The sequence below is a fragment of the Nesterenkonia sp. F genome (assembly GCF_000220985.1).
Lineage (GTDB): Bacteria > Actinomycetota > Actinomycetes > Actinomycetales > Micrococcaceae > Nesterenkonia.
The window spans coordinates 60,656-79,074 of sequence record NZ_AFRW01000116.1; the positions used below are offsets into that span (position 1 = coordinate 60,656).

Consider the following 18,419-nt stretch of genomic DNA (forward strand, 5'->3'; position numbering starts at 1 on the left):
AGGAGGATCGACCCGTGACCCCCTCGCCCCGCACGCCCTGCATCCACCCGAGCATCCTCAACGCGGACTTCGCGAACCTCGAGCGGGAGCTGTCCCGGATCAGCACCGCCGATGCCGTGCACGTCGACGTCATGGACAACCACTTCGTGCCCAACCTCACGCTGGGCCTGCCGGTGGTGGAGTCGCTGCGGGCGGCGACGGACCTGCCGCTGGACATCCACCTGATGATCGAGGACGCCGACGTCTGGGCGCCGCGCTACGCGGAGCTGGGCTGCGAGTCGGTGACCTTCCACGCCGAGGCCGCGCAGGCCCCGATCCGACTGGCCCGCGAGCTGCGCGCCCGGCGGAGCCGAGCGGCGATGGCGCTGAAGCCGGCCACCGGGATCGAGTCCTATCTGGACATCCTCGGCGAGCTGGACATGCTGCTGCTGATGACCGTCGAGCCGGGCTTCGGCGGGCAGTCCTTCCTGGACCTGGTGCTGCCGAAGATCCGCCGGGCGCGGAAGGCGGTCGACGACCTGGGCGGCGAGATCGCCGTGCAGATCGACGGCGGGGTGAACGCGGAGACCATCCTGCGCGCCGCCGACGCGGGTGCGGACACGTTCGTGGCCGGCTCGGCGGTCTACGCGGCCGAGGACCCCGACGCCGCGATCGCGGACCTGCGCGGACTGCTGGACTCCTGAGCCGCAGGGCCCCGAGACGAAGACCGGCGGTGCTCCCGACCTTCCCCTGTCGAGAGCACCGCCGGAGACTGCGATGCGGCCGCCGCGCGGGCGACCACGGCCCCGAGTCTAGCGGAACCCGAAGCGCGGCTGCACCACGGTGACGCCGTCGGCGGTCCCGCCGGGCATCTCCTCCTCGCGGCGCAGCTCGTCGATGGCCTCCTGGAAGTCGTCGAGGCCGTCGAAGCCCCGGTAGACGGAGGCGAAGCGCATGTAGGCCACCACGTCGAGGGTGCGCAGCGGGCGCAGGATGGCCAGGCCGACGTCGTTCGCGTCGACTTCGGCGTTGCCCGAGGCGCGCACCGTCTCCTCCACCTCCTGGGCCAGCACGGCGAGGTCGTCGCTGGACACCGGCCGTCCCTGGCAGGCTTTGCGCACGCCGTTGATGACCTTGGATCGGTCGAAGGGCTCGGCGGCGCCGGAACGCTTGATCACGTTCAGCGACGTGGTCTCCATCGTGGTGAAGCGCTTCGAGCACTGGGGGCACTGCCGCCGGCGTCGGATGCCGGAGCCGTCGTCGAGCATCCGCGAGTCGACCACGCGGGACGCGTCGTGGCGACAGTACGGACAGTACATCGCGGCGCTCTCCTCTCCCCGGTCCGCTGGCGGCTCGTCGGACGCTGTTCCGACGCGATCCGCCGGACGGCACGAGTCTACGCACTAGATGTGGTGGCCATCAAATCCATGCACACAAGATGTTGTGGGGAGGGACGTGTCGGCGAACGAATCAGGACTCCAGACAGCTCGGCCCCAGCAGCACCTTCAGATCCCCGTAGAGCGACGGCGACGGCGTGACCTGGTAGTCGGGCCCCAGTCGCATCACCTCGATGGTCGCCCCGGAGAGCAGCCGCACGTGGACGTCGTTGGAGCCCCGATGCCGGCGCAGGATCTCGCCGAGCTGAGTGACGACCTTCTCGCTGGCCCGCTGGCTCGGGACCGAGAGCACGACCGGCCCGGTGCTCGTCTCGTCGTCGAGCTCGGGGACGATCATCTCCTGGGCCGACATCGAGACCGAGCCGTCGTCGCGGCGCTGGATGCGGCCCTTGATGGCCACCACCAGGTCCTCGGCCAGCACCATGGACACCGGCTGGTAGGCCTTCCCGAAGAACATCACCTCGATGGTGCCGCCCAGGTCCTCGACCTCCACGCGGGCATAGGGATTGCCAGAGGACTTGGCGATGCGGCGCTGCAGCGTGGTGATCATCCCGGCGATGGTCACCGTCGCGCCGTCGGGCGGACCGTCCTCGCCGAGCAGCGAGGTGATCGAGCGGTCGGCGTGCTGGGCCAGCACCCGCTCCAGCCCCTGCAGGGGGTGGTCGGAGACGTAGAGACCGAGCATGTCGCGCTCGAAGGCCAGCTTGTCCTTCTTGTCCCACTCGGGCATCTCGGGCACGGCCACCGCGTCGAAGTCGTCCAGACCGTCCTCTCCGCCGGACATCGCCCCGAAGATGTCGGTCTCGTACTGCAGGGCGTCCTTCTTCTGCTTCACCGCCTGCTCGACGGCCTGCTCGTGGACCGAGACCAGCGCCCTCCGTGTGTAGCCCAGGTCGTCGAAGGAGCCGGCCTTGATCATCGACTCCACCGCCCGCTTGGCGCAGACATGCGGCGGGACCTTCTTCAGGAAGTCGGAGAAGGATTCGAAGGCGCCCTTCTCCCGGCGCGCCTCGACCAGCCCGGCGACGACGTTGGAGCCGACGTTGCGCACCGCCCCCATGCCGAAGCGGATCATGTCGTCGCCGACCGGGGTGAAGTTCTGCGTGGACTCGTTGACGCTCGGCGGGGTGACGGTGATGCCCATGTGGCGGCACTCGTTGAGATAGAGCGCGAGCTTGTCGCGGTTCTCCCCCACCGAGGTCAGCAGCGCGGCCATGTACTCGGCCGGGTAGTTGGCCTTCAGGTAGGCGGTCCAGTAGGCGACCAGCCCGTAGGCGGCCGAATGGGCCTTGTTGAAGGCGTACTCGGAGAAGGGCAGCAGGATGTCCCAGAGCGCCTGGACGGCCTCCTCGGAGAAGCCGTTGTCCAGCATGCCCTGGTGGAAGCCGACGTACTGCTTGTCCAGCTCCTCCTTCTTCTTCTTGCCCATCGCGCGGCGCAGGATGTCCGCCTGGCCCAGCGTGTACCCGGCCACCCGCTGGGCGATGGCCATGACCTGCTCCTGGTAGACGATCAGGCCGTATGTGGTGTCGAGGATGTCCTTCAGCGGCTCCTCGAGCTCCGGGTGGATCGGCGTGACCTCCTGCTGGCCGTTCTTCCGCAGCGCGTAGTTGATGTGCGAGTTCGCACCCATCGGGCCGGGGCGGTACAGCGCGATGGTCGCGGAGATGTCCTCGAAGTTGTCGGGGCGCATCTGGCGCAGCAGCTGGCGCATCGGCCCGCCGTCGAGCTGGAAGACGCCGAGCGTGTCTCCCTTGGCCAGCAGCTCGTAGGAGGGCCGGTCCTCCAGGTGCAGGGTCTCCAGGTCCAGCTCGACGTCGCGGTTCTGCCGGACGTTCTCCAGCGCGTCGGAGATGATCGTCAGGTTCCGCAGCCCCAGGAAGTCCATCTTGATCAGGCCCAGGGTCTCGCAGGTCGGATAGTCGAACTGCGTGATGATCTGGCCGTCCTGCTCGCGCTTCATCAGCGGGATGATGTCCAGCAGCGGGTCCGAGGACATGATGACGCCGGCGGCGTGGACGCCCCACTGGCGCTTCAGCCCCTCGATGCCGGTGGCCAGGTCGAAGATCTCCTTCAGCCGCGGATCCGCCTCCAGCGTCTCGCGCATGTCGACCGCCTCGGCATAGCGCGAGGACTGCTCGTCGTAGATCTCGGCCAGCGGCGTGGGCTTGCCCTGCGCATCCGGCGGCATGGCCTTGGTGAGCCGCTCGCCGGTGGAGAAGGGCTCGCCCATCACCCGCGCGGAGTCCTTCAGCGCCTGCTTGGACTTGATGGTGCCGTAGGTGACGATCATCGCCACGCGCTCGTCGCCGTACTTGTTGACGACGTACTGGATGACCTCGGAGCGCCGCCGGTCGTCGAAGTCGACGTCGAAGTCGGGCATCGAGACGCGGTCGGGGTTGAGGAAGCGCTCGAAGAACAGCCCATGCTGCAGCGGGTTGAGGTCGGTGATGCGCATGGCGTAGGCGACCATCGAGCCGGCGCCGGAGCCGCGACCGGGGCCGACGCGGATGCCGTTCTCCTTGGCCCAGGTGATGAAGTCGGCGACGACCAGGAAGTAGCCCGGGAAGCCCATCTGGGTGATGATCCCGATCTCGTACTTGGCCTGCTCGCGCACGTCGTCGGGCACGCCGTTCGGGAAGCGGTAGGCCAGCCCGCGCTCGACCTCCCTGATGAACCAGGACTCCTCGGTCTCGCCCTCGGGCACCGGGAAGTTCGGCATGTAGGAGGCCGACTCGTCGAACTCGACGTGGCAGCGCTCGGCGATGGCCAGCGTGTTGTCGCAGGCCTCGGGGAAGTCGCGGAAGAGCTCGCGCATCTCCGCCGGCGACTTCAGGTAGAACTCCTCGGCGTCGAACTTGAAGCGGTTCGGATCGTCGAGGGTGGAGTTGGACTGCACGCACAGCAGCGCGCCGTGGGCGTTGTGGTCGTGCTTATGCGTGTAGTGCAGGTCGTTGGTGGCGACCAGCGGCAGGTTGAGCTCCTTGGCCAGCTTGAGCAGATCGCTCTTGACCCGGCGCTCGATGTCCAGGCCGTGGTCCATCAGCTCGCAGAAGAAGTTCTCCCGGCCGAAGATGTCCTGGAACTCTCCGGCGGCCTTCTTCGCCTCCTCGTACTGGCCGAGGTGCAGCCGGGTCTGGATCTCGCCGGAGGGGCAGCCGGTGGTGGCGATGATCCCGTCGGCGTAGTTCTGCAGCAGCTCGCGGTCCATGCGCGGCTTGTAGAAGAAGCCCTCGATGGAGGCCAGCGAGCCCATCCGGAAGAGGTTGTGCATCCCGGCGGTGTTCTCCGCCCACATGGTCATGTGGGTGTAGGCGCCGCCGCCGGCGACGTCCTTCTCCCCCTTGATGCCCTCGCCCCACTTCACACGCCGGCGGTCCGAGCGGTGGGTGCCCGGGCTGAGGTAGGCCTCCAGCCCCACGATGGGCTTCACATCGTGCTTCTGGGCGGTCTTCCAGAACTCGTAGGCGCCGAAGAGGAACCCGTGGTCGGTGGTGGCCACCGAGGACATCCCGAGTCGGCGCGTCTCCTCGAAGAGCTCGCCGATCTTGGCCGCTCCGTCGAGCATCGAGTACTCGGTGTGGTTGTGCAGGTGGACGAAGTCTGCAGTGGAGGCCATGGTCATCCATTCTCCAGGATCGACAGGGCGGTGGCCAGGTCATCGGGGTGCGCGGAGGTGAAGGTCACCTGCTCGCCGGTGCGCGGATGGGCCAGTCCGAGCTCGGCGGCATGCAGCCACTGGCGGGTCAGCCCCAGCTCGGCGGCCAGTCCCGGATCGGCGCCGTAGGTCAGGTCCCCGGCACAGGGATGGCCGAGGGCGGAGAAGTGCACGCGGATCTGATGGGTGCGGCCGGTCTCCAGCTGCACCCGCATCAGGCTCGCCCGGCCGTAGGCCTCCAGCAACGTGTAGTGGGTGCGCGAGGCCCGGCCGTCCTCGACGACGGCGAAGCGCCACTCGTGGCCGGGATGGCGGCCGATGGGGGCGTCGATGGTCCCGTCGATCGGGTCCGGGAGCCCCTGGACCAGGGCCCGGTAGATCTTCGTCGGCGTGCGGCGCCGGAAGGCGTCCTTGAGCACGCTGTAGGCCTGCTCGTTCTTCGCCACCACCATCACTCCGGAGGTGCCGACGTCGAGCCGGTGGACGATGCCGCGGCGCTCCTGGGCTCCGGAGGTCGAGATCGGCACCCCGGCGGCGAGCAGCCCGCCGATCACCGTCGGACCGGTCCAGCCCGGAGAGGGATGGGCGGCGACGCCGACGGGCTTGTCGACGACGACGATGTCGTCGTCCTGATGCAGGATGCGCAGGTTCTCCACAGGTTCGACCCTCACCTCGAGCGGATCGCGGGCAGCCGGCGGGTCGACGTCGAGCTCCGTCCCGGCGGTCAGCTTCTCGGACTTCTTCACCACTCGGCCGGCCGACCGGCCGGCGGCATGGACGACGGCGCCGGCGGCCAGATGCTCGGCGGCCTCGGTGCGGGACAGCCCGCAGCAGGAGGCGATCACCTGATCGGCGCGCCGCCCGTCGAGCGCCTCGGGGACCGTCAGGCGCTCGGGCTCGGGGTTCGACGACTCGACGTTCTCCGACTCGGGGTTCTGCGACTCGGGGTTCGTGGGACTCAGTCCTCCTCGTCGCCGCGGGTGCGGCGACCGTCCATCTCCAGGCCGAAGACCAGCATCGCGCAGATGCCGATCATCGAGCAGACGATGAACGAGTCGGCGATGTTGAAGATCGCGAAGTGCGGCACCGCGATGAAGTCGACGACCTCGCCCTCGCCGAAGGAGGGCGGGCGGAACAGCCGGTCGGTCAGGTTGCCGGCGATGCCCCCGGCGAGGCCGCCCAGCCCGAGCGTCCAGAGCCAGGACCCGCCCAGCCGGCGGGACCGGACGACGACCACGGTCAGCACGACCACCATGATCAGGGTGAACAGCCAGGTGTGGTCGGTGCCCAGCGAGAACGCCGCTCCAGGGTTGAGATGGAACCTCCAGGAGAGCACCGGCGGCAGGACCGCGATCTCCTCGCCGAGGCTCAGCGTGGAGACGACCCACCACTTGGTCAGCTGGTCCAGCCCCCAGGCGACGACGGCGACCGCCGCCGCGACCAGGATCGCCGTGCGGCGTGCGGGGCTCGGCGACGGGCGCGTCTCGCTCACAGGCGTCCTGCTCTCCTCTGCTGTTCTGCGCCGTCCCACGGCGCGGGACGGCGCGGGACGCCGCGTGGACGTCCGGGATGGCACGACGGCGCCCGGGAGATCAGTCCTCCCGGGCACCGGCTCCGCCCGCGGCTCAGACCTCGGCGCCGCTGGCTTCCTTCTCGATGGAGCCGCGGCTGTTGAGCTGGGCCAGCTGCCCCTCGATGTAGTCCTTGAGCCGGGCGCGGTAATCGCGCTCGAAGCTCGTCAGCTCGCTGACCTTCGTCTCCAGGTCGGTCTTCTTGCGCTCCAGCGCCGAGAGCGTGCGCGAGGAGGTCAGTTCGGCCTCCTCGATCATGTTCTCCGCCCGCGTCTCGGCCTCGGTGACGATCTCGGTGCGCTTCCGCTCACCTTCGGCGATGTGCTCCGCCCGGGTCTTCTCGCCCTCGGCGATGAACTCGTCGCGGGTCTTCTCGCCCTCGGCGATGTACTGCGCCCGGGTCCGCTCCCCCTCGGAGACGTACTCGTCGCGGGTCTTCTCGCCCTCGGCGATGTACTGCGCCCGGGTCCGCTCCCCCTCGGCGATGTACTTCGCGCGGGTCTCCTCGCCCTCGCTGACGTACTGGTCGTGCAGCTTCTGAGCCATGGCCAGCACGCCGGTGGCGGTGCTCGCGACGTCCCCGGCGTCGGTGCCGTCCGAGCCGGCGGCGCTCTGCCCGGTCTGCCCGGTCTGCCCGGTCTGCGACCCTTCGGCCGGCTGGGCGGAGGTCCCCGGCGTCTCGGCGGTCTGCGGCTGCGCGGCGGCCTCGCGGCGGGTCTGGGCCGGCCGGTGGCCCAGTTCGTACTCCGGGTAGGCCGTCACGGCCGCTCCGGCCTGCACGGTGCCGCCGTCCGTGGGATCCTCGGTCCCGACCGGGTCGAAGGTCCCGGTGACCTCGGCGTCGGTGCCCGCGTAGCCGGACAGTCCGGCGTCCTTGAGGTCGTCGGGCTCGAGGTCGGCGGGATTCTCCTCCAGCTGCTCCTCGAGCGTCGAGACCTGGGCCTTGAGGTCCTCGTTCTCCTGGACCAGCCGTCGCCACTCGACGACGACCTCGTCGAGGAAGTCGTCGACCTCGTCTTTGTCGTATCCGGGGCGGAACTTGGTCTCCGGAAACTCCTTGTTCAGGAGATCGTCGGGAGTCAGAGCCATGCGGTGTCACCTCATCGAGAAGCTGTCGGCGAGACGGAGCGCGAGCGGGCCGTCTCCGAAGATCGTCCAGTGGTCACCGGATACGATACCCCGGTGGTGCCGACCACGACGACCGGTACCTTCAAGTCAGGCTTCACAGCGAGTCACAACCTGATAACCCTGATGGCCGGGTCGCGGTCCGGGCCGGCCGTCGCTCGCCGTCGCGACGGCCGGTCAGCCGATCGCCTGGACGACGACCTTGGCGATGACCACGGCGAGGAAGACGATGATGAACCCCATGTCCAGCGAGATGCCGCCGAGGTTCAGCGGCGGCACCTTGGACTGGATCCAGCGGATGGGCGGGTCGGTGAGCGCGTAGACGCCCATCGCCAGCGCCAGCGCCGCTCCCCTCGGGCGCCACTGGCGGGCGTACTGCTGGGTGATGTCGAAGATGATCCGGATCACCAGAGCCAGCTGGTACACGGTCAGCAGCAGGTAGATCGGGGCGGCGATGAGATCCACGGCGGGACAGGTTCCTCCGGAGGGTGCGGTCGGATCGGACGAGACGGCGCGAGGGCGTCGCGCCGCGACGGATCAGCTCTGGTTGAAGAACTGGGCCGAGGAGTCCGGCTCCACGGCGCCGCGCTCGTCGGCGACGACTTCGACGTTCTTCGGGGTCAGCAGGAAGACCTTGTTCGTCACGCGCTCGATCCGACCCCCCCAGACCGAAGACCAGGCCCGCGGAGAAGTCGACGAGACGCTTGGCCTCGGCCTCCCCCATCTCGGTGACGTTCATGATCACCGGGACGTCGTCGCGGAAGGACTCACCGATGACCTTAGCATCGTTGTAGGAGCGCGGGTGGACAGTGGTGATACGGCGCATGGAGGAACTCTCGTCGCGGGAGGAGGGGGCACGCTTGATCGGGGTGACCGGGGCCCGGTATTCCGGGTCGACGGCCAGCGACGAGCTGTTGTGCTCGCCGACGGACGAGGACCCGCGCACCGGGGACTGCCCGGCGGCCCCCAGCTCGACGACCTCCGAGCCGTCGCCGGAGGAGCCCGCGCGGACCGAGGAGCCCGCCGCGGCGTCCGCCGTCGGACGAGCGGCGCCCCGGTCGCCGGCGACGCGCGACGACTCCGTCGGCGCCGGCCGGGAGGAGCTCGCCGCGGGGGACTCCCGGCTCGCGGCCGGTGTCCCGGCGCCCTGCTGCGCGCCGAAGTCTTCGTCGTACTCCTCGCCGTCGGCCAGACCGAGGTAGATCATGGTCTTCTTGAATGCTCCGGCCATGAGGTCTCTCCTGAGGGAAGAACTGAACCTGCGCTGAGGTTCGGGGCGTGTCTGGGATCTGTCTCGGGCCATGTCACGGGCACGGTCCCGGACGATGTCTCTCCGCGGACCCGAGACTACCGGCCCGTTCCGCGCTTCCCGAGGACATCGCGTCCGACGCGCAGGTGTGTCGCGCCTGCGGCGACGGCGGCCTCCAGATCGGCGCTCATCCCCGCCGAGATCATCCGCGCCTCCGGGTGGTCCTCGCGCAGCGCCCGGGAGATCTCGGCCAGTCGGGCGAACGCCTCGGCGGGCTCCTCGTCCAGCGGGGCGACGGCCATCAGCCCGGCGAGCCGCAGCCCCTCGGAGGCGGCGAGGCGGTCGGCGAGATCGGGCACCGCCTCCGGGGCGGCGCCGCCGCGGGAGTCGGCCGGGATCTCCCGGCGCAGGTCCACCTGGACCAGGCAGTCCAGGGGCTGACGCCGATCGCCGGCGGCGCGGGCCAGCGCCGTCAGCAGCGAACCGCGGTCGAGCGAGTGCACCGCTGCGGCGTAGCCGGCCGCCGAGCCCGCCTTGTTCGACTGCAGCTGTCCGACGAAGTGCCAGCGCATCGACGAGCCGTCGGCCGCAGCCTCCTGCGGGTCCCGGCCGGCGCGCCGGGCGAGCTCCTGCTCCACTGCGGCGGCCTTGGCCGAGGCCTCCTGGTGCTTGTTCTCCCCCACGTCGCGCACGCCCAGGTCGTGCAGCCGCACGACGTCCTCGGCGGGGAAGGTCTTGGTGACCACGATCAGCGCGGGGACGTCGGCGCGGCCGCAGGAGGCCGCCGCCTCGGCGATCCGCTCCCGGACCGCGAGCAGCCCTGCGGCGATCTCCCGGGTCCGCGGATCGGCGTCCTCGTCGCGGGCGCGGCGCAGGTCGGCATCGTCGATCGGCGTGGTGTCCATCGACCCCACCCTATCGCGGGGCATCGGCGGCGCTCCCGGGGGCCTCGCCCTCCGGACGCCAGACGACGCCGACGAAACGGCCGCGGCCCGGCTCCCGCCGGTGGGAGAACAGCGTGCGGTCCTCGATCGTGCAGCCGGACAGCTCGGCCACCGAGACGCCGTGATCGACCAGCACCGTCTGCGCCTCGGCCCGCAGGTCCAGGGCGGGCGTGCCGACCCGGGTGCGCGAGGACAGCGCCGGGCGCCGGGCGGTCAGGTCGGCGTGCATGGACTCCGGGACTTCGTAGCAGCGGCCGCAGGCGCCGGGCCCGATCCACGCACGCACCTGCTGGGCGCCGTGGTCGCGCATCCGTTCCACCGTCCGCTCCAGCACGCCGGCGAGCAGACCCGGACGGCCCGCGTGGGCGGCGCCGGTGACCGCGCGGCCGTCGCCGCGCGCACCGACCAGCAGCACCGGCAGACAGTCGGCGACCATGATCGCCAGCGGATGGGAGCCGTCCGGCGAGACCCACGCGTCGCCCACGGGCGCCGCCCCATCCGCAGGGCCCGACGCGTCGGCGTCGCGGACCTCCGCGGAGTGGATCTGCTCGAGGAAGCGCAGCCGCCCGGCGGCGACGCCCATACGGCGCTCCAGCATGCGACGCCGGGCGAGCACCTCACGACGCGCCGGGCCGTCGTCGTCCTGCTCCGCGGCGTCCCCGACGTGCAGCGCCAGGTTCCCCGTCTCCGACGACGTGAAGGCGACGCGGACGCCGGCCCCGGCGGCGTGATGCCACCAGAAGCCGGCGTCCGCGTCGCCTGCTGGACGCCTGGTCATGCGGCCCTCGCCCCTCGCGGGTCCTCGGCCGCGGGCCGCGGACGTCCGGTCACTTGAGGAAGTCCGGCACATCCAGGTCGTCGTTGCGTCCGCCGGTGTAGTCGGACTCGACGATGTCGGGGATGTCCTGCTGCTCCTGCCGGGCCTGCCGCTGCTGCGGCGCCGTGTCCTGCTCGTCGGCCGAACCGGCCGCGGGAGCCGCTCCGCCGGACTGCTGGATCGGCACCGTGCCCGGCACCTGCTGCGGAGCGGCGGACTGGACCGGGACCGTGCCCGGCACGCCCTGCTGCGGGGCGGACCGCTGGCCGGTCTGCTGACGCGGCGGCTGCTGGGTCGGCGCCGACGGCGAGCCCTGGCCGGCGCCCGAGCCGGGCTGCTGCTGCCCGGCGTTCTGCGCCATCGGCTGCGACGTCGCGTCGACCTGGTCGAAGCCGGCGGCGATCACCGTCACCCGAGCCTCGTCGCCCAGCGCGTCGTCGATGACCGCGCCGAAGATGATGTTGGCCTCCGGGTGAGCGACCTCCTGCACCAGACGGGCGGCCTCGTTGATCTCGAAGAGGCCGAGGTCCGAGCCGCCCTGGATGGACAGCAGCACGCCGTGGGCGCCGTCGATGGAGGCCTCGAGCAGCGGCGAGGCGATGGCCAGCTCGGCGGCCTTGACCGCCCGGTCCTCGCCGTTCGCCGATCCGATGCCCATCAGCGCCGAGCCCGCCCCCTGCATCACCGACTTCACGTCGGCGAAGTCCAGGTTGATCAGGCCCGGCGTGGTGATCAGGTCGGTGATGCCCTGGACACCGGAGAGCAGCACCTGGTCGGCGGAGCGGAACGCGTCGAGCACGGAGACGTTCTTGTCCGAGATGGACAGCAGCCGGTCGTTGGGGATGACGATGAGAGTGTCGACCTCGTCGCGCAGCGCCTCGATGCCGTCCTCGGCGGAGGTCGCGCGGCGGCGGCCCTCGAAGGTGAAGGGACGGGTCACCACACCGATGGTCAGGGCGCCGAGCGACCGGGCGATCCGCGCCACCACGGGCGCGCCGCCGGTTCCGGTGCCACCGCCCTCGCCGGCCGTGACGAAGACCATGTCCGCGCCGCGGATGACCTCCTCGATCTCCTCGGCGTGGTCCTCGGCGGCCTCCCGGCCGACCTCGGGGTTGGCGCCGGCGCCGAGCCCGCGGGTCAGTTCGCGGCCGACGTCGAGCTTGACGTCGGCGTCGCTCATCAGCAGGGCCTGAGCATCGGTGTTGATGGCGATGAACTCCACGCCACGCAGACCGACCTCGATCATGCGGTTGACGGCGTTCACGCCGCCGCCACCGATGCCGACGACCTTGATCACGGCCAGGTAGTTGTTCGGTGTTGCCACGTTGTGTGTCCCTTGCTCGTCTCTCACGTCGAAGAGTACGGAGGCTCCCGCCGCTCGGCGACCGCGGCGCGACTCCTCACTGTCAATCGGCGGAGCCTCCGTCCCCTCGTCGGGGACGGAGACTCCAGCTGACCCGTCGTCGGCATCCGGCCGGGCCGGTATGGTTCGCGGTCACACCGGACCGGCCCGGGATGCTCTCCGACGTCGCAGCGGCTCGCCCTCCACGACGGGAGCCTCCGTACTGCATGACATTCTTGTGGTGGTCACAGACCCTCGGCAACGTTGACGTTGCACTTGAACCTTAGGTCTGCCCCGAAGGGTCGACCTGGGTCGAAGGTTCCTCGTCTCCGCCCACGATACCGGCGCGGAGGAGCCGCATCCCCCACCCCCGCGGGGCGAGTCCCCGGCCGATCGCGCTCCCGGCGGGCTCCGCACCGGTTCCGTGCAGATCCCCGGGCAGCTCCCCGGGCAGCTCCCCGGCGAGATCCCGGCGGACACCCGACGGAATCCGAGCACAGTCTCCGCGAGGGATCCGGAGCCGCGGAGCGGGCTCGGGACCGTCCGCGGCAGGGCTCACCGTGTCACGGGTGTCGCGGGTGTCACCGGGTCACCGGGGCCTCGGGGTCGGAGATGTCGATCGTGTCGACCTCCGTGAACTCCTCGGCGTCGGACTCCAGCAGCCCGGCCAGCACCGTGGCCTTCTGCCCTCCGCGGTCCTCGCCGCCCCAGACGACCGTGCGACCGTCGTCGAGACGCAGCCGCACCGAGTCGACCGACTCGGCGGTGGCGGACTGCATGCTCTCGCGCGCCGCACCGGGCAGCTCGCCCAGGACCCCGACGATCGCCTCGAAGACCGCCCGATGATCGAGCGCGGCGTCGCTGGAGATCTCCGGAGTCGCGTACTCGTCCTCCGCCGGCGCCTCGCTCTCCGGCCAGCTGCGGATGACCTCGCCGTCGGCGGTGTAGTACTCCACCTGCCCCTCACGATGGACCCGGGCCACCGGCGGGTGCTCGGTGACCTCGACCCGGAGGGTGTCGGGCAGCTCGCCCTGGACGACGATGTCGGCGACGACCGCCTCCTCGTCCAGCAGATCCTCCACCCGGCCGTCTCCGACCTGGGGCATCGGCCGCCCCAGGACCGGCTGCAGCAGCTCCTCGGCCCGGGCGTCGGTGAGCAGGTCGTTGCCCTCGACCTGCACGTGTCTCACGGTCAGCAGGGGGGAGAAGACCAGCACCAGCACGACGACGACCAGCGCCGCCAGCCCGGCGAGGACCAGCAGCACCCCGCGACGCCGACGGCGGCGATGGACGACCACCTCCGGCTCCGGGAAGGCCAGCAGGTCGGCGGCCTCGTCGGAGCCGCCGTCGGGCTCCTCGTCGGGCTCCTCGTCAGGCTCCTCGCCGGCCTCCGCCCCGGGGAGCTCGGCGAGCGGCTCGGCGGGCGGCTCTGCGGCGTCGCCCGTCTCCGGGTCCTTCTCCGCGGGGCGGGAGGATCCCTCCCCCGTCCACGCTCCGGCGGTCCTCGGACGACCGGCCACGATCGGGACGTCGCGGGTCAGCGGGACCACGGTGTCAGCGGCGTCGTGCCCCGCGTCCCCGGCGTGCCCGGCGTCTGCGGCGTCCCCGCCCGTCATGTCGTCGACGGTCCGGTCGCCGGACGCCTCGACGTCCCGGTCCGGCCGGGGAACGGGCGCATCCGCCGCCGGGCGGCGCGGGGCGTCCTCCTCGGCGCTCCGGCCCCCGCGCGTCGGGCCGGTGCTGCGCGGCCTGCGCGGCGGTCGGGGGCTCATCGTCCGCGACGCTCCAGCGCTTCGACCAGGTCCGCGCCCAGGGCGGTCACGTCGCCGGCGCCCAGGGTCAGCACCAGGTCCCCGGACGCGGCCGCCGCGACCGTCGCCGCGACGGCGCCCTCCCGGGAGCGGACCCCGCCCGACGGCGGCGTCGGCCGGGCGAAGAGCGGCTCGGCGATCAGTTCCGAGGTCACGCCCGCGATCGGCTCCTCGCGAGCCGGATAGACGTCCAGCAGCGCGACGGTGTCGGCCGCGGCGAGCGCCTCGGCGAACTCGGCGGCGAAGAGCTGGGTGCGGCTGTACAGATGCGGCTGGAAGACCACGTGGACCGCATGCTCCTGGCCCGCCGCGGCGCGAGCGGCGGCGAGCACCGCGGCCACCTCCGTCGGATGGTGGGCGTAGTCGTCGTAGACGGACACGCCGTCGACCTCGCCGCGGAAGTCGAAGCGCCGCGAGGCGCCCTGGAACTGGCCGAGCGCCTCGACGGCCTCGGCCAGCGGCACCCCGGCCCGCAGTCCGACGGCCGCGGCGGCCGCGGCGTTGAGGGCGTTGTGCCGACCGGGCACCGTCAGCCGCAGCAGCGCCTCCTCGTCGGGTCCGGGCTCCTCCCCGGTGCGCTCGGGGTCCTCGGCGGGCGGCCCGCCGAGCAGCATCTGCTGGCCGAGCGTCCCGGCGGGGGCGTCGCGGTGCTCCCGCAGCCGCAGCCGGGCGTCGGCGGAGAACCCGTAGGTCAGCACCTCGACGTCGCGGGCCGCGAGCTCCTCGGCGACGTCGTCGAGCAGCGCCACTGCCCCCGGATCGTCCAGGCAGAGCACCAGCAGGCCGCCGTCGACGATGCGCCGGGTGAACTCCACGAAGATCCGATGGACGGCCTCTGCAGTGCCGTGGTGGTCCAGATGATCCGCCTCGACGTTGGTGATCACCGCCACCTCGGGGCGGTAGTTCAGCAGCGACCCGTCGGACTCGTCGGCCTCGGCGACGAACCAGTCCCCGTCCCCGGCGGCGGCGTTGACCCCGAGGCCGGCGACCGTCGCCCCGACGGCGAAGCTCGGCGACCGGCCGGCACGCTCGAGCAGGACGGTGGCCATCGAGGAGGTGGTGGTCTTGCCGTGCGTGCCGGCCACTGCGATGCCGCGCCGACCGGCCATCACGGCGGCCAGCCCCTGCGAGCGGTGCAGGATCGGCAGCCCGCGGCGACGCGCCTCGTCATGCTCGGGATTGCCCTCGGCGGCGACCGAGGAGGCGATGACGGTGCTGATGGGCGCACCGGCCTCCTCCTCCACCGAGTCGAGGTTCTCGGCGCGGTAGCCCACCCGGACGGGCACGCCGGCCGCGCGGAACTCGTCGAGGACCGGCAGCTCCTTGCCGTCGGTGCCCGAGATCGGCACGTCGTCGGCCTGCAGCAGCCGCGCGACGGCGGAGACGCCGACTCCGGCGAGCCCCAGCAGATGCACCCGGCCCAGGTCCTCCGGGCGCGGCGGAGCGGCGGCGGCTTCAGTCATGGCAACGTCCTCTCTCGCGGGGCTCCGTGCACGGAGCCGCTCTCACCGGGCCTCGTCGGCCGGCAGTCGGTCCTCGGGCACGCCGGCGGCGGTCAGCGCCGCGGACGCCACCCGCTCGTCGGCGTCGGCGATGCCGCGCTCGGCGGCATGGTCCCGCATGGTCAGCAGCATCCGCGGGTCCTCGAGCAGCGGGACCACGTTGCGTCGGATCCAGGCGCGGGTGAAGTGCTCGTCCTTGACCAGCAGCGCGCCGCCGGCGTCGACGAGCTCGCGGGCGTTGAGCTCCTGCTCTCCGTTGCCCACCGGCAGCGGCACGAAGACCGCCGGCAGCGTCACCGCGGCGACCTCGCAGACCGTGGCGGCCCCGGAGCGGGCGATGATCAGGTCGGCGGCCGCATAGGCCAGTTCCATGCCGTCCAGGTACTCGCGCTGGTGGTACCCGGGGCGGCTCAGCGGCGCGTCGGCGTCGGACGGGCCGTCGGACGGGTCTGCGCCGGTCTCCGACCCGGTCGCGGAGCCGGCGTCGGCGACGGTGACGGCTTTGTCCCGTCCGGTGAGGTGCAGCACCTGTGCTCCGCCGGACAGCAGGTCGTCCACCGCCGAGGCGACGGCGCTGTTCAGCGAGAGCGCCCCGGAGGAGCCTCCGGTGACGACCAGCGTGGTCCGCTCGGGGTCCAGTCCGAGCTGCTCCCGGGCGGAGGCCCGCGCGGCGTCGCGGTCGAGCTGCGAGATCTGCCGAGACATCGGCATGCCCACCCATTCGGCCCGCTTCAGCGGCGTGCCCTCGAAGGCGGTGCCGACATGGGCGGCGAAGCGGGCGCCGAGGCGGTTCGCCAGGCCGGGCCGGGCGTTGGCCTCGTGGACGACGATCGGCACGCCCAGCCGGCGAGCGGCCAGATAGACCGGCGTGCAGACATAGCCGCCGACGCCGACGACCACGTCGGCCTCGCGCCGGCGCAGGATCTCGGCGGCCCCGGCCACCGCGCGCCGCAGTCGCGCGGGCACGCTGAGCAGGTCCCGCGAGGGTCGGCGCGGCATGGGCACCTTCTCCACCGTGTCCAGCGCGTAGCCGGCCTCCGGCACCAGGCGGGTCTCCAGGCCGACCTCGGTGCCGATCATGCTCACCCGCGCCTGCGGCATCAGACGCTCGACGGCGCGGGCGATCGCGATCATCGGGCTGACGTGCCCGGCGGTGCCGCCCCCGGCGAGCACCACCGAGACGTCCGGAGCCGCGTCCGGAGCACCGTGCGTCGCCGGCGATGCCGATCCCTGGCTGCTCATGCTGTGGGGTCCTGCTTCCTCGTGGTCGGGTCCGTGGTCACGCGCGGGGTCCGGCTCGCCCTCCCGCGGCTCGCGCCGCGCCGCGATCCGGAGGCGGAATCCACTGTAGAGTCTCCGCGGCCGGATCGGGCGTGCGGCCCGTCGGCCGCGCCGCCGGGCTCGCCGTCGCCCCTCGCATCGGCGACCGGGGCGGCCTCCTCCGGACGCAGGTCGCGGCGCTGCTCGCGGGCGAAGTTCAGCACCACGCCGACGGCCAGCAGCGTCGCCGTCAGCGCCGAGCCGCCGTAGGAGATGAACGGCAGGGGGATGCCGATGACCGGCAGCAGCCCGGTGACCATCGCCAGGTTGATGACGGTCTGGCCGATGATCCAGGCCATGATGCCGACTGTGGTGATCCGCACGAAGGGCGAGCGGGCCCGCGACGCGACGCGGAACATCCCCAGCACCAGCATGGCGAAGAGCGCGAGCACCGTCAGCGCGCCGAGCAGACCCAGCTCCTCGCCGAGGATGGTGAAGATGAAGTCGTTCTCCGCCTCCGGCAGATAGTTCCACTTCTGCCGGGACTGGCCGAGGCCGACGCCCCACCAGCCGCCGGAGGCCAGCGCATAGATGCCGTGCATCGGCTGGAAGCAGGGGTCTCGGACGCCCTCGCAGGCGCCCTCCATGCCCAGCCATACCTGCACGCGCTGCATGCGGGTGACGCTGACCAGGGTCAGCCCCACCGCCGCGCTCACGCCCAGCGCCCCGGAGATGACGAACCAGCGCATCCGGGTGCCCGCGGTGAACAGCACCGCGGCGATGAGCACGCCGAAGACGAGCGCCGTGCCGAGGTCCTTGCCGGCCATGACCAGCGCCAGCACGACGAGGCCGCCGGGCAGCACCACCGGCACCAGCGCGTGCTGGAAGTGCCGGACGAGATCGCCCTTGCGGGCCAGCACGGAGCCGGACCAGACCGCCATCGCCAGCTTGGCCAGCTCTGCGGGCTGCCCGGTGATCGGTCCCAGCCGCAGCCAGTTGCGGTTGCCGTTGACGCCGTAGCCCAGCGGGGTGAGCACCAGGGCCAGCAGCAGCAGGGCCAGCAGCAGCGCCGGCCAAGCGAGCCGGTCGAGCCAGCCGCGCGGGGCCAGCATGGCCGCGAACATGCCCACGAGGCCGACCCCGGCCCAGGTCGCCTGACGGAGGAAGAGGCCGTAGGCCCCGCCGGAGCTGCCGAGCGTCTCCACCGCCGAGGAGGAGAGCACCATGATCAGTCCGACGGCGGTCAGCGCCAGGGCGGACCCCAGCAGCATCCAGAAGGTGCTGTGCGTGTTGCCGACCTCCATGAATCGCCAGAAGGATCGGACCCGCTCGCGGCGGCGCCGACGGCGCTGCTCCCGCCAGGCCGGCCCGGACGTCGCGGGCCGCTCCCGGGAGTCCTCGACGTCCTCGCCGGCGGCGTCACCGGCCTCACCGGCGTCGACGGCGGCGTCGTCCGCGTCGACGGCGGCGTCGTCCGCGTCGTCCGCGTCGTCCGCGTCGTCGACCGGTCGGAGGCTGCGCCGCCGGTCGGCGGCGATCTCCTCGGTGACGATCTCCTCGGCGACGACCTCCTCGCCGGACCCATGGGCCGCGGCGTCGGCGGAGCTCTCGGCGGCCGGGCCGACCGCGTCCACGACCGGCGCGTCGGCGCCCTCGCGGGTCGCGGAGCCGCCGCGCCCCTCCTCCTGCCCTTCAGCACGCGGGCGCGGCGAGGACGGCACGCGAGGTCGCCGTCGGTCCATTCCGTCCTCCTGCTCGAGCATC

At 72.0% G+C, this 18,419-nt stretch carries 14 protein-coding genes and 1 pseudogene; 1 reads left to right on the forward strand and 14 read right to left on the reverse strand.

What is annotated here, in order from left to right; genetic code table 11:
* The first annotated feature begins 14 nt into the window (after positions 1 to 14).
* A complete protein-coding gene (gene rpe, locus GU5_RS0109830) occupies positions 15 to 683 on the forward strand; it encodes a ribulose-phosphate 3-epimerase (protein WP_010525407.1) in 669 nt (222 codons plus the stop codon).
* A 108-nt stretch (positions 684 to 791) separates the two neighbouring features.
* On the opposite strand, the gene nrdR is transcribed toward rpe, so the two are convergent.
* From nrdR to ftsW, 14 genes and pseudogenes are all read right to left on the reverse strand, one after another.
* Complete coding sequence (nrdR, locus tag GU5_RS0109835; protein WP_010525408.1) at positions 792 to 1,298, reverse strand: transcriptional regulator NrdR; 507 nt, start codon at positions 1,296 to 1,298, stop codon at positions 792 to 794.
* A gap of 151 nt (positions 1,299 to 1,449) precedes the next feature.
* Positions 1,450 to 4,995, reverse strand: a complete 3,546-nt coding sequence (dnaE, locus tag GU5_RS0109840; RefSeq protein WP_010525409.1) for a DNA polymerase III subunit alpha — start codon at positions 4,993 to 4,995, stop codon at positions 1,450 to 1,452.
* A 2-nt stretch (positions 4,996 to 4,997) separates the two neighbouring features.
* The gene (locus GU5_RS0109845; protein ID WP_029514190.1) at positions 4,998 to 5,921 is read right to left on the reverse strand and encodes an RluA family pseudouridine synthase; all 924 of its coding nucleotides are present in this window, start codon (positions 5,919 to 5,921) and stop codon (positions 4,998 to 5,000) included.
* A 71-nt stretch (positions 5,922 to 5,992) separates the two neighbouring features.
* Positions 5,993 to 6,526, reverse strand: coding sequence for a signal peptidase II (gene lspA / locus GU5_RS0109850; RefSeq protein ID WP_010525411.1), 534 nt, complete (start codon positions 6,524 to 6,526; stop codon positions 5,993 to 5,995).
* A gap of 133 nt (positions 6,527 to 6,659) precedes the next feature.
* Positions 6,660 to 7,694, reverse strand: coding sequence for a DivIVA domain-containing protein (locus GU5_RS16415; RefSeq protein ID WP_010525412.1), 1,035 nt, complete (start codon positions 7,692 to 7,694; stop codon positions 6,660 to 6,662).
* Positions 7,695 to 7,907: 213 nt separating this feature from the next.
* Complete coding sequence (locus tag GU5_RS0109860) at positions 7,908 to 8,195, reverse strand: YggT family protein (protein WP_029514186.1); 288 nt, start codon at positions 8,193 to 8,195, stop codon at positions 7,908 to 7,910.
* A 72-nt stretch (positions 8,196 to 8,267) separates the two neighbouring features.
* Positions 8,268 to 8,961: pseudogene (locus tag GU5_RS17920) on the reverse strand (cell division protein SepF).
* Between the two features lie 116 nt (positions 8,962 to 9,077).
* On the reverse strand, positions 9,078 to 9,884 hold the full coding sequence (locus GU5_RS0109875; RefSeq protein ID WP_010525414.1) for a YggS family pyridoxal phosphate-dependent enzyme: 807 nt from the start codon (positions 9,882 to 9,884) through the stop codon (positions 9,078 to 9,080).
* Positions 9,885 to 9,894: 10 nt separating this feature from the next.
* Complete coding sequence (locus GU5_RS0109880) at positions 9,895 to 10,701, reverse strand: polyphenol oxidase family protein (RefSeq protein ID WP_010525415.1); 807 nt, start codon at positions 10,699 to 10,701, stop codon at positions 9,895 to 9,897.
* A 49-nt stretch (positions 10,702 to 10,750) separates the two neighbouring features.
* Positions 10,751 to 12,064: a cell division protein FtsZ gene (gene ftsZ / locus GU5_RS0109885; RefSeq protein WP_010525416.1), complete on the reverse strand. Its 1,314-nt coding sequence runs from the start codon at positions 12,062 to 12,064 to the stop codon at positions 10,751 to 10,753.
* A 599-nt stretch (positions 12,065 to 12,663) separates the two neighbouring features.
* A complete protein-coding gene (locus tag GU5_RS0109890; protein WP_010525417.1) occupies positions 12,664 to 13,854 on the reverse strand; it encodes a cell division protein FtsQ/DivIB in 1,191 nt (396 codons plus the stop codon).
* Positions 13,851 to 15,356 (reverse strand): UDP-N-acetylmuramate--L-alanine ligase, encoded by a 1,506-nt coding sequence (gene murC / locus GU5_RS0109895; RefSeq protein ID WP_010525418.1) that lies wholly within the window; start codon positions 15,354 to 15,356, stop codon positions 13,851 to 13,853. The genes GU5_RS0109890 and murC overlap by 4 nt, the downstream gene beginning before the upstream one ends.
* A 42-nt stretch (positions 15,357 to 15,398) precedes the next feature.
* Positions 15,399 to 16,637: a glycosyltransferase gene (locus GU5_RS0109900; RefSeq protein ID WP_010525419.1), complete on the reverse strand. Its 1,239-nt coding sequence runs from the start codon at positions 16,635 to 16,637 to the stop codon at positions 15,399 to 15,401.
* Entirely contained in the window at positions 16,634 to 18,418 is a 1,785-nt protein-coding gene (gene ftsW / locus GU5_RS16425) for a putative lipid II flippase FtsW (protein WP_010525420.1), read from the reverse strand. Before ftsW ends, GU5_RS0109900 begins: the two co-directional genes overlap by 4 nt.
* Between the last annotated feature and the right edge of the window lies 1 nt (position 18,419).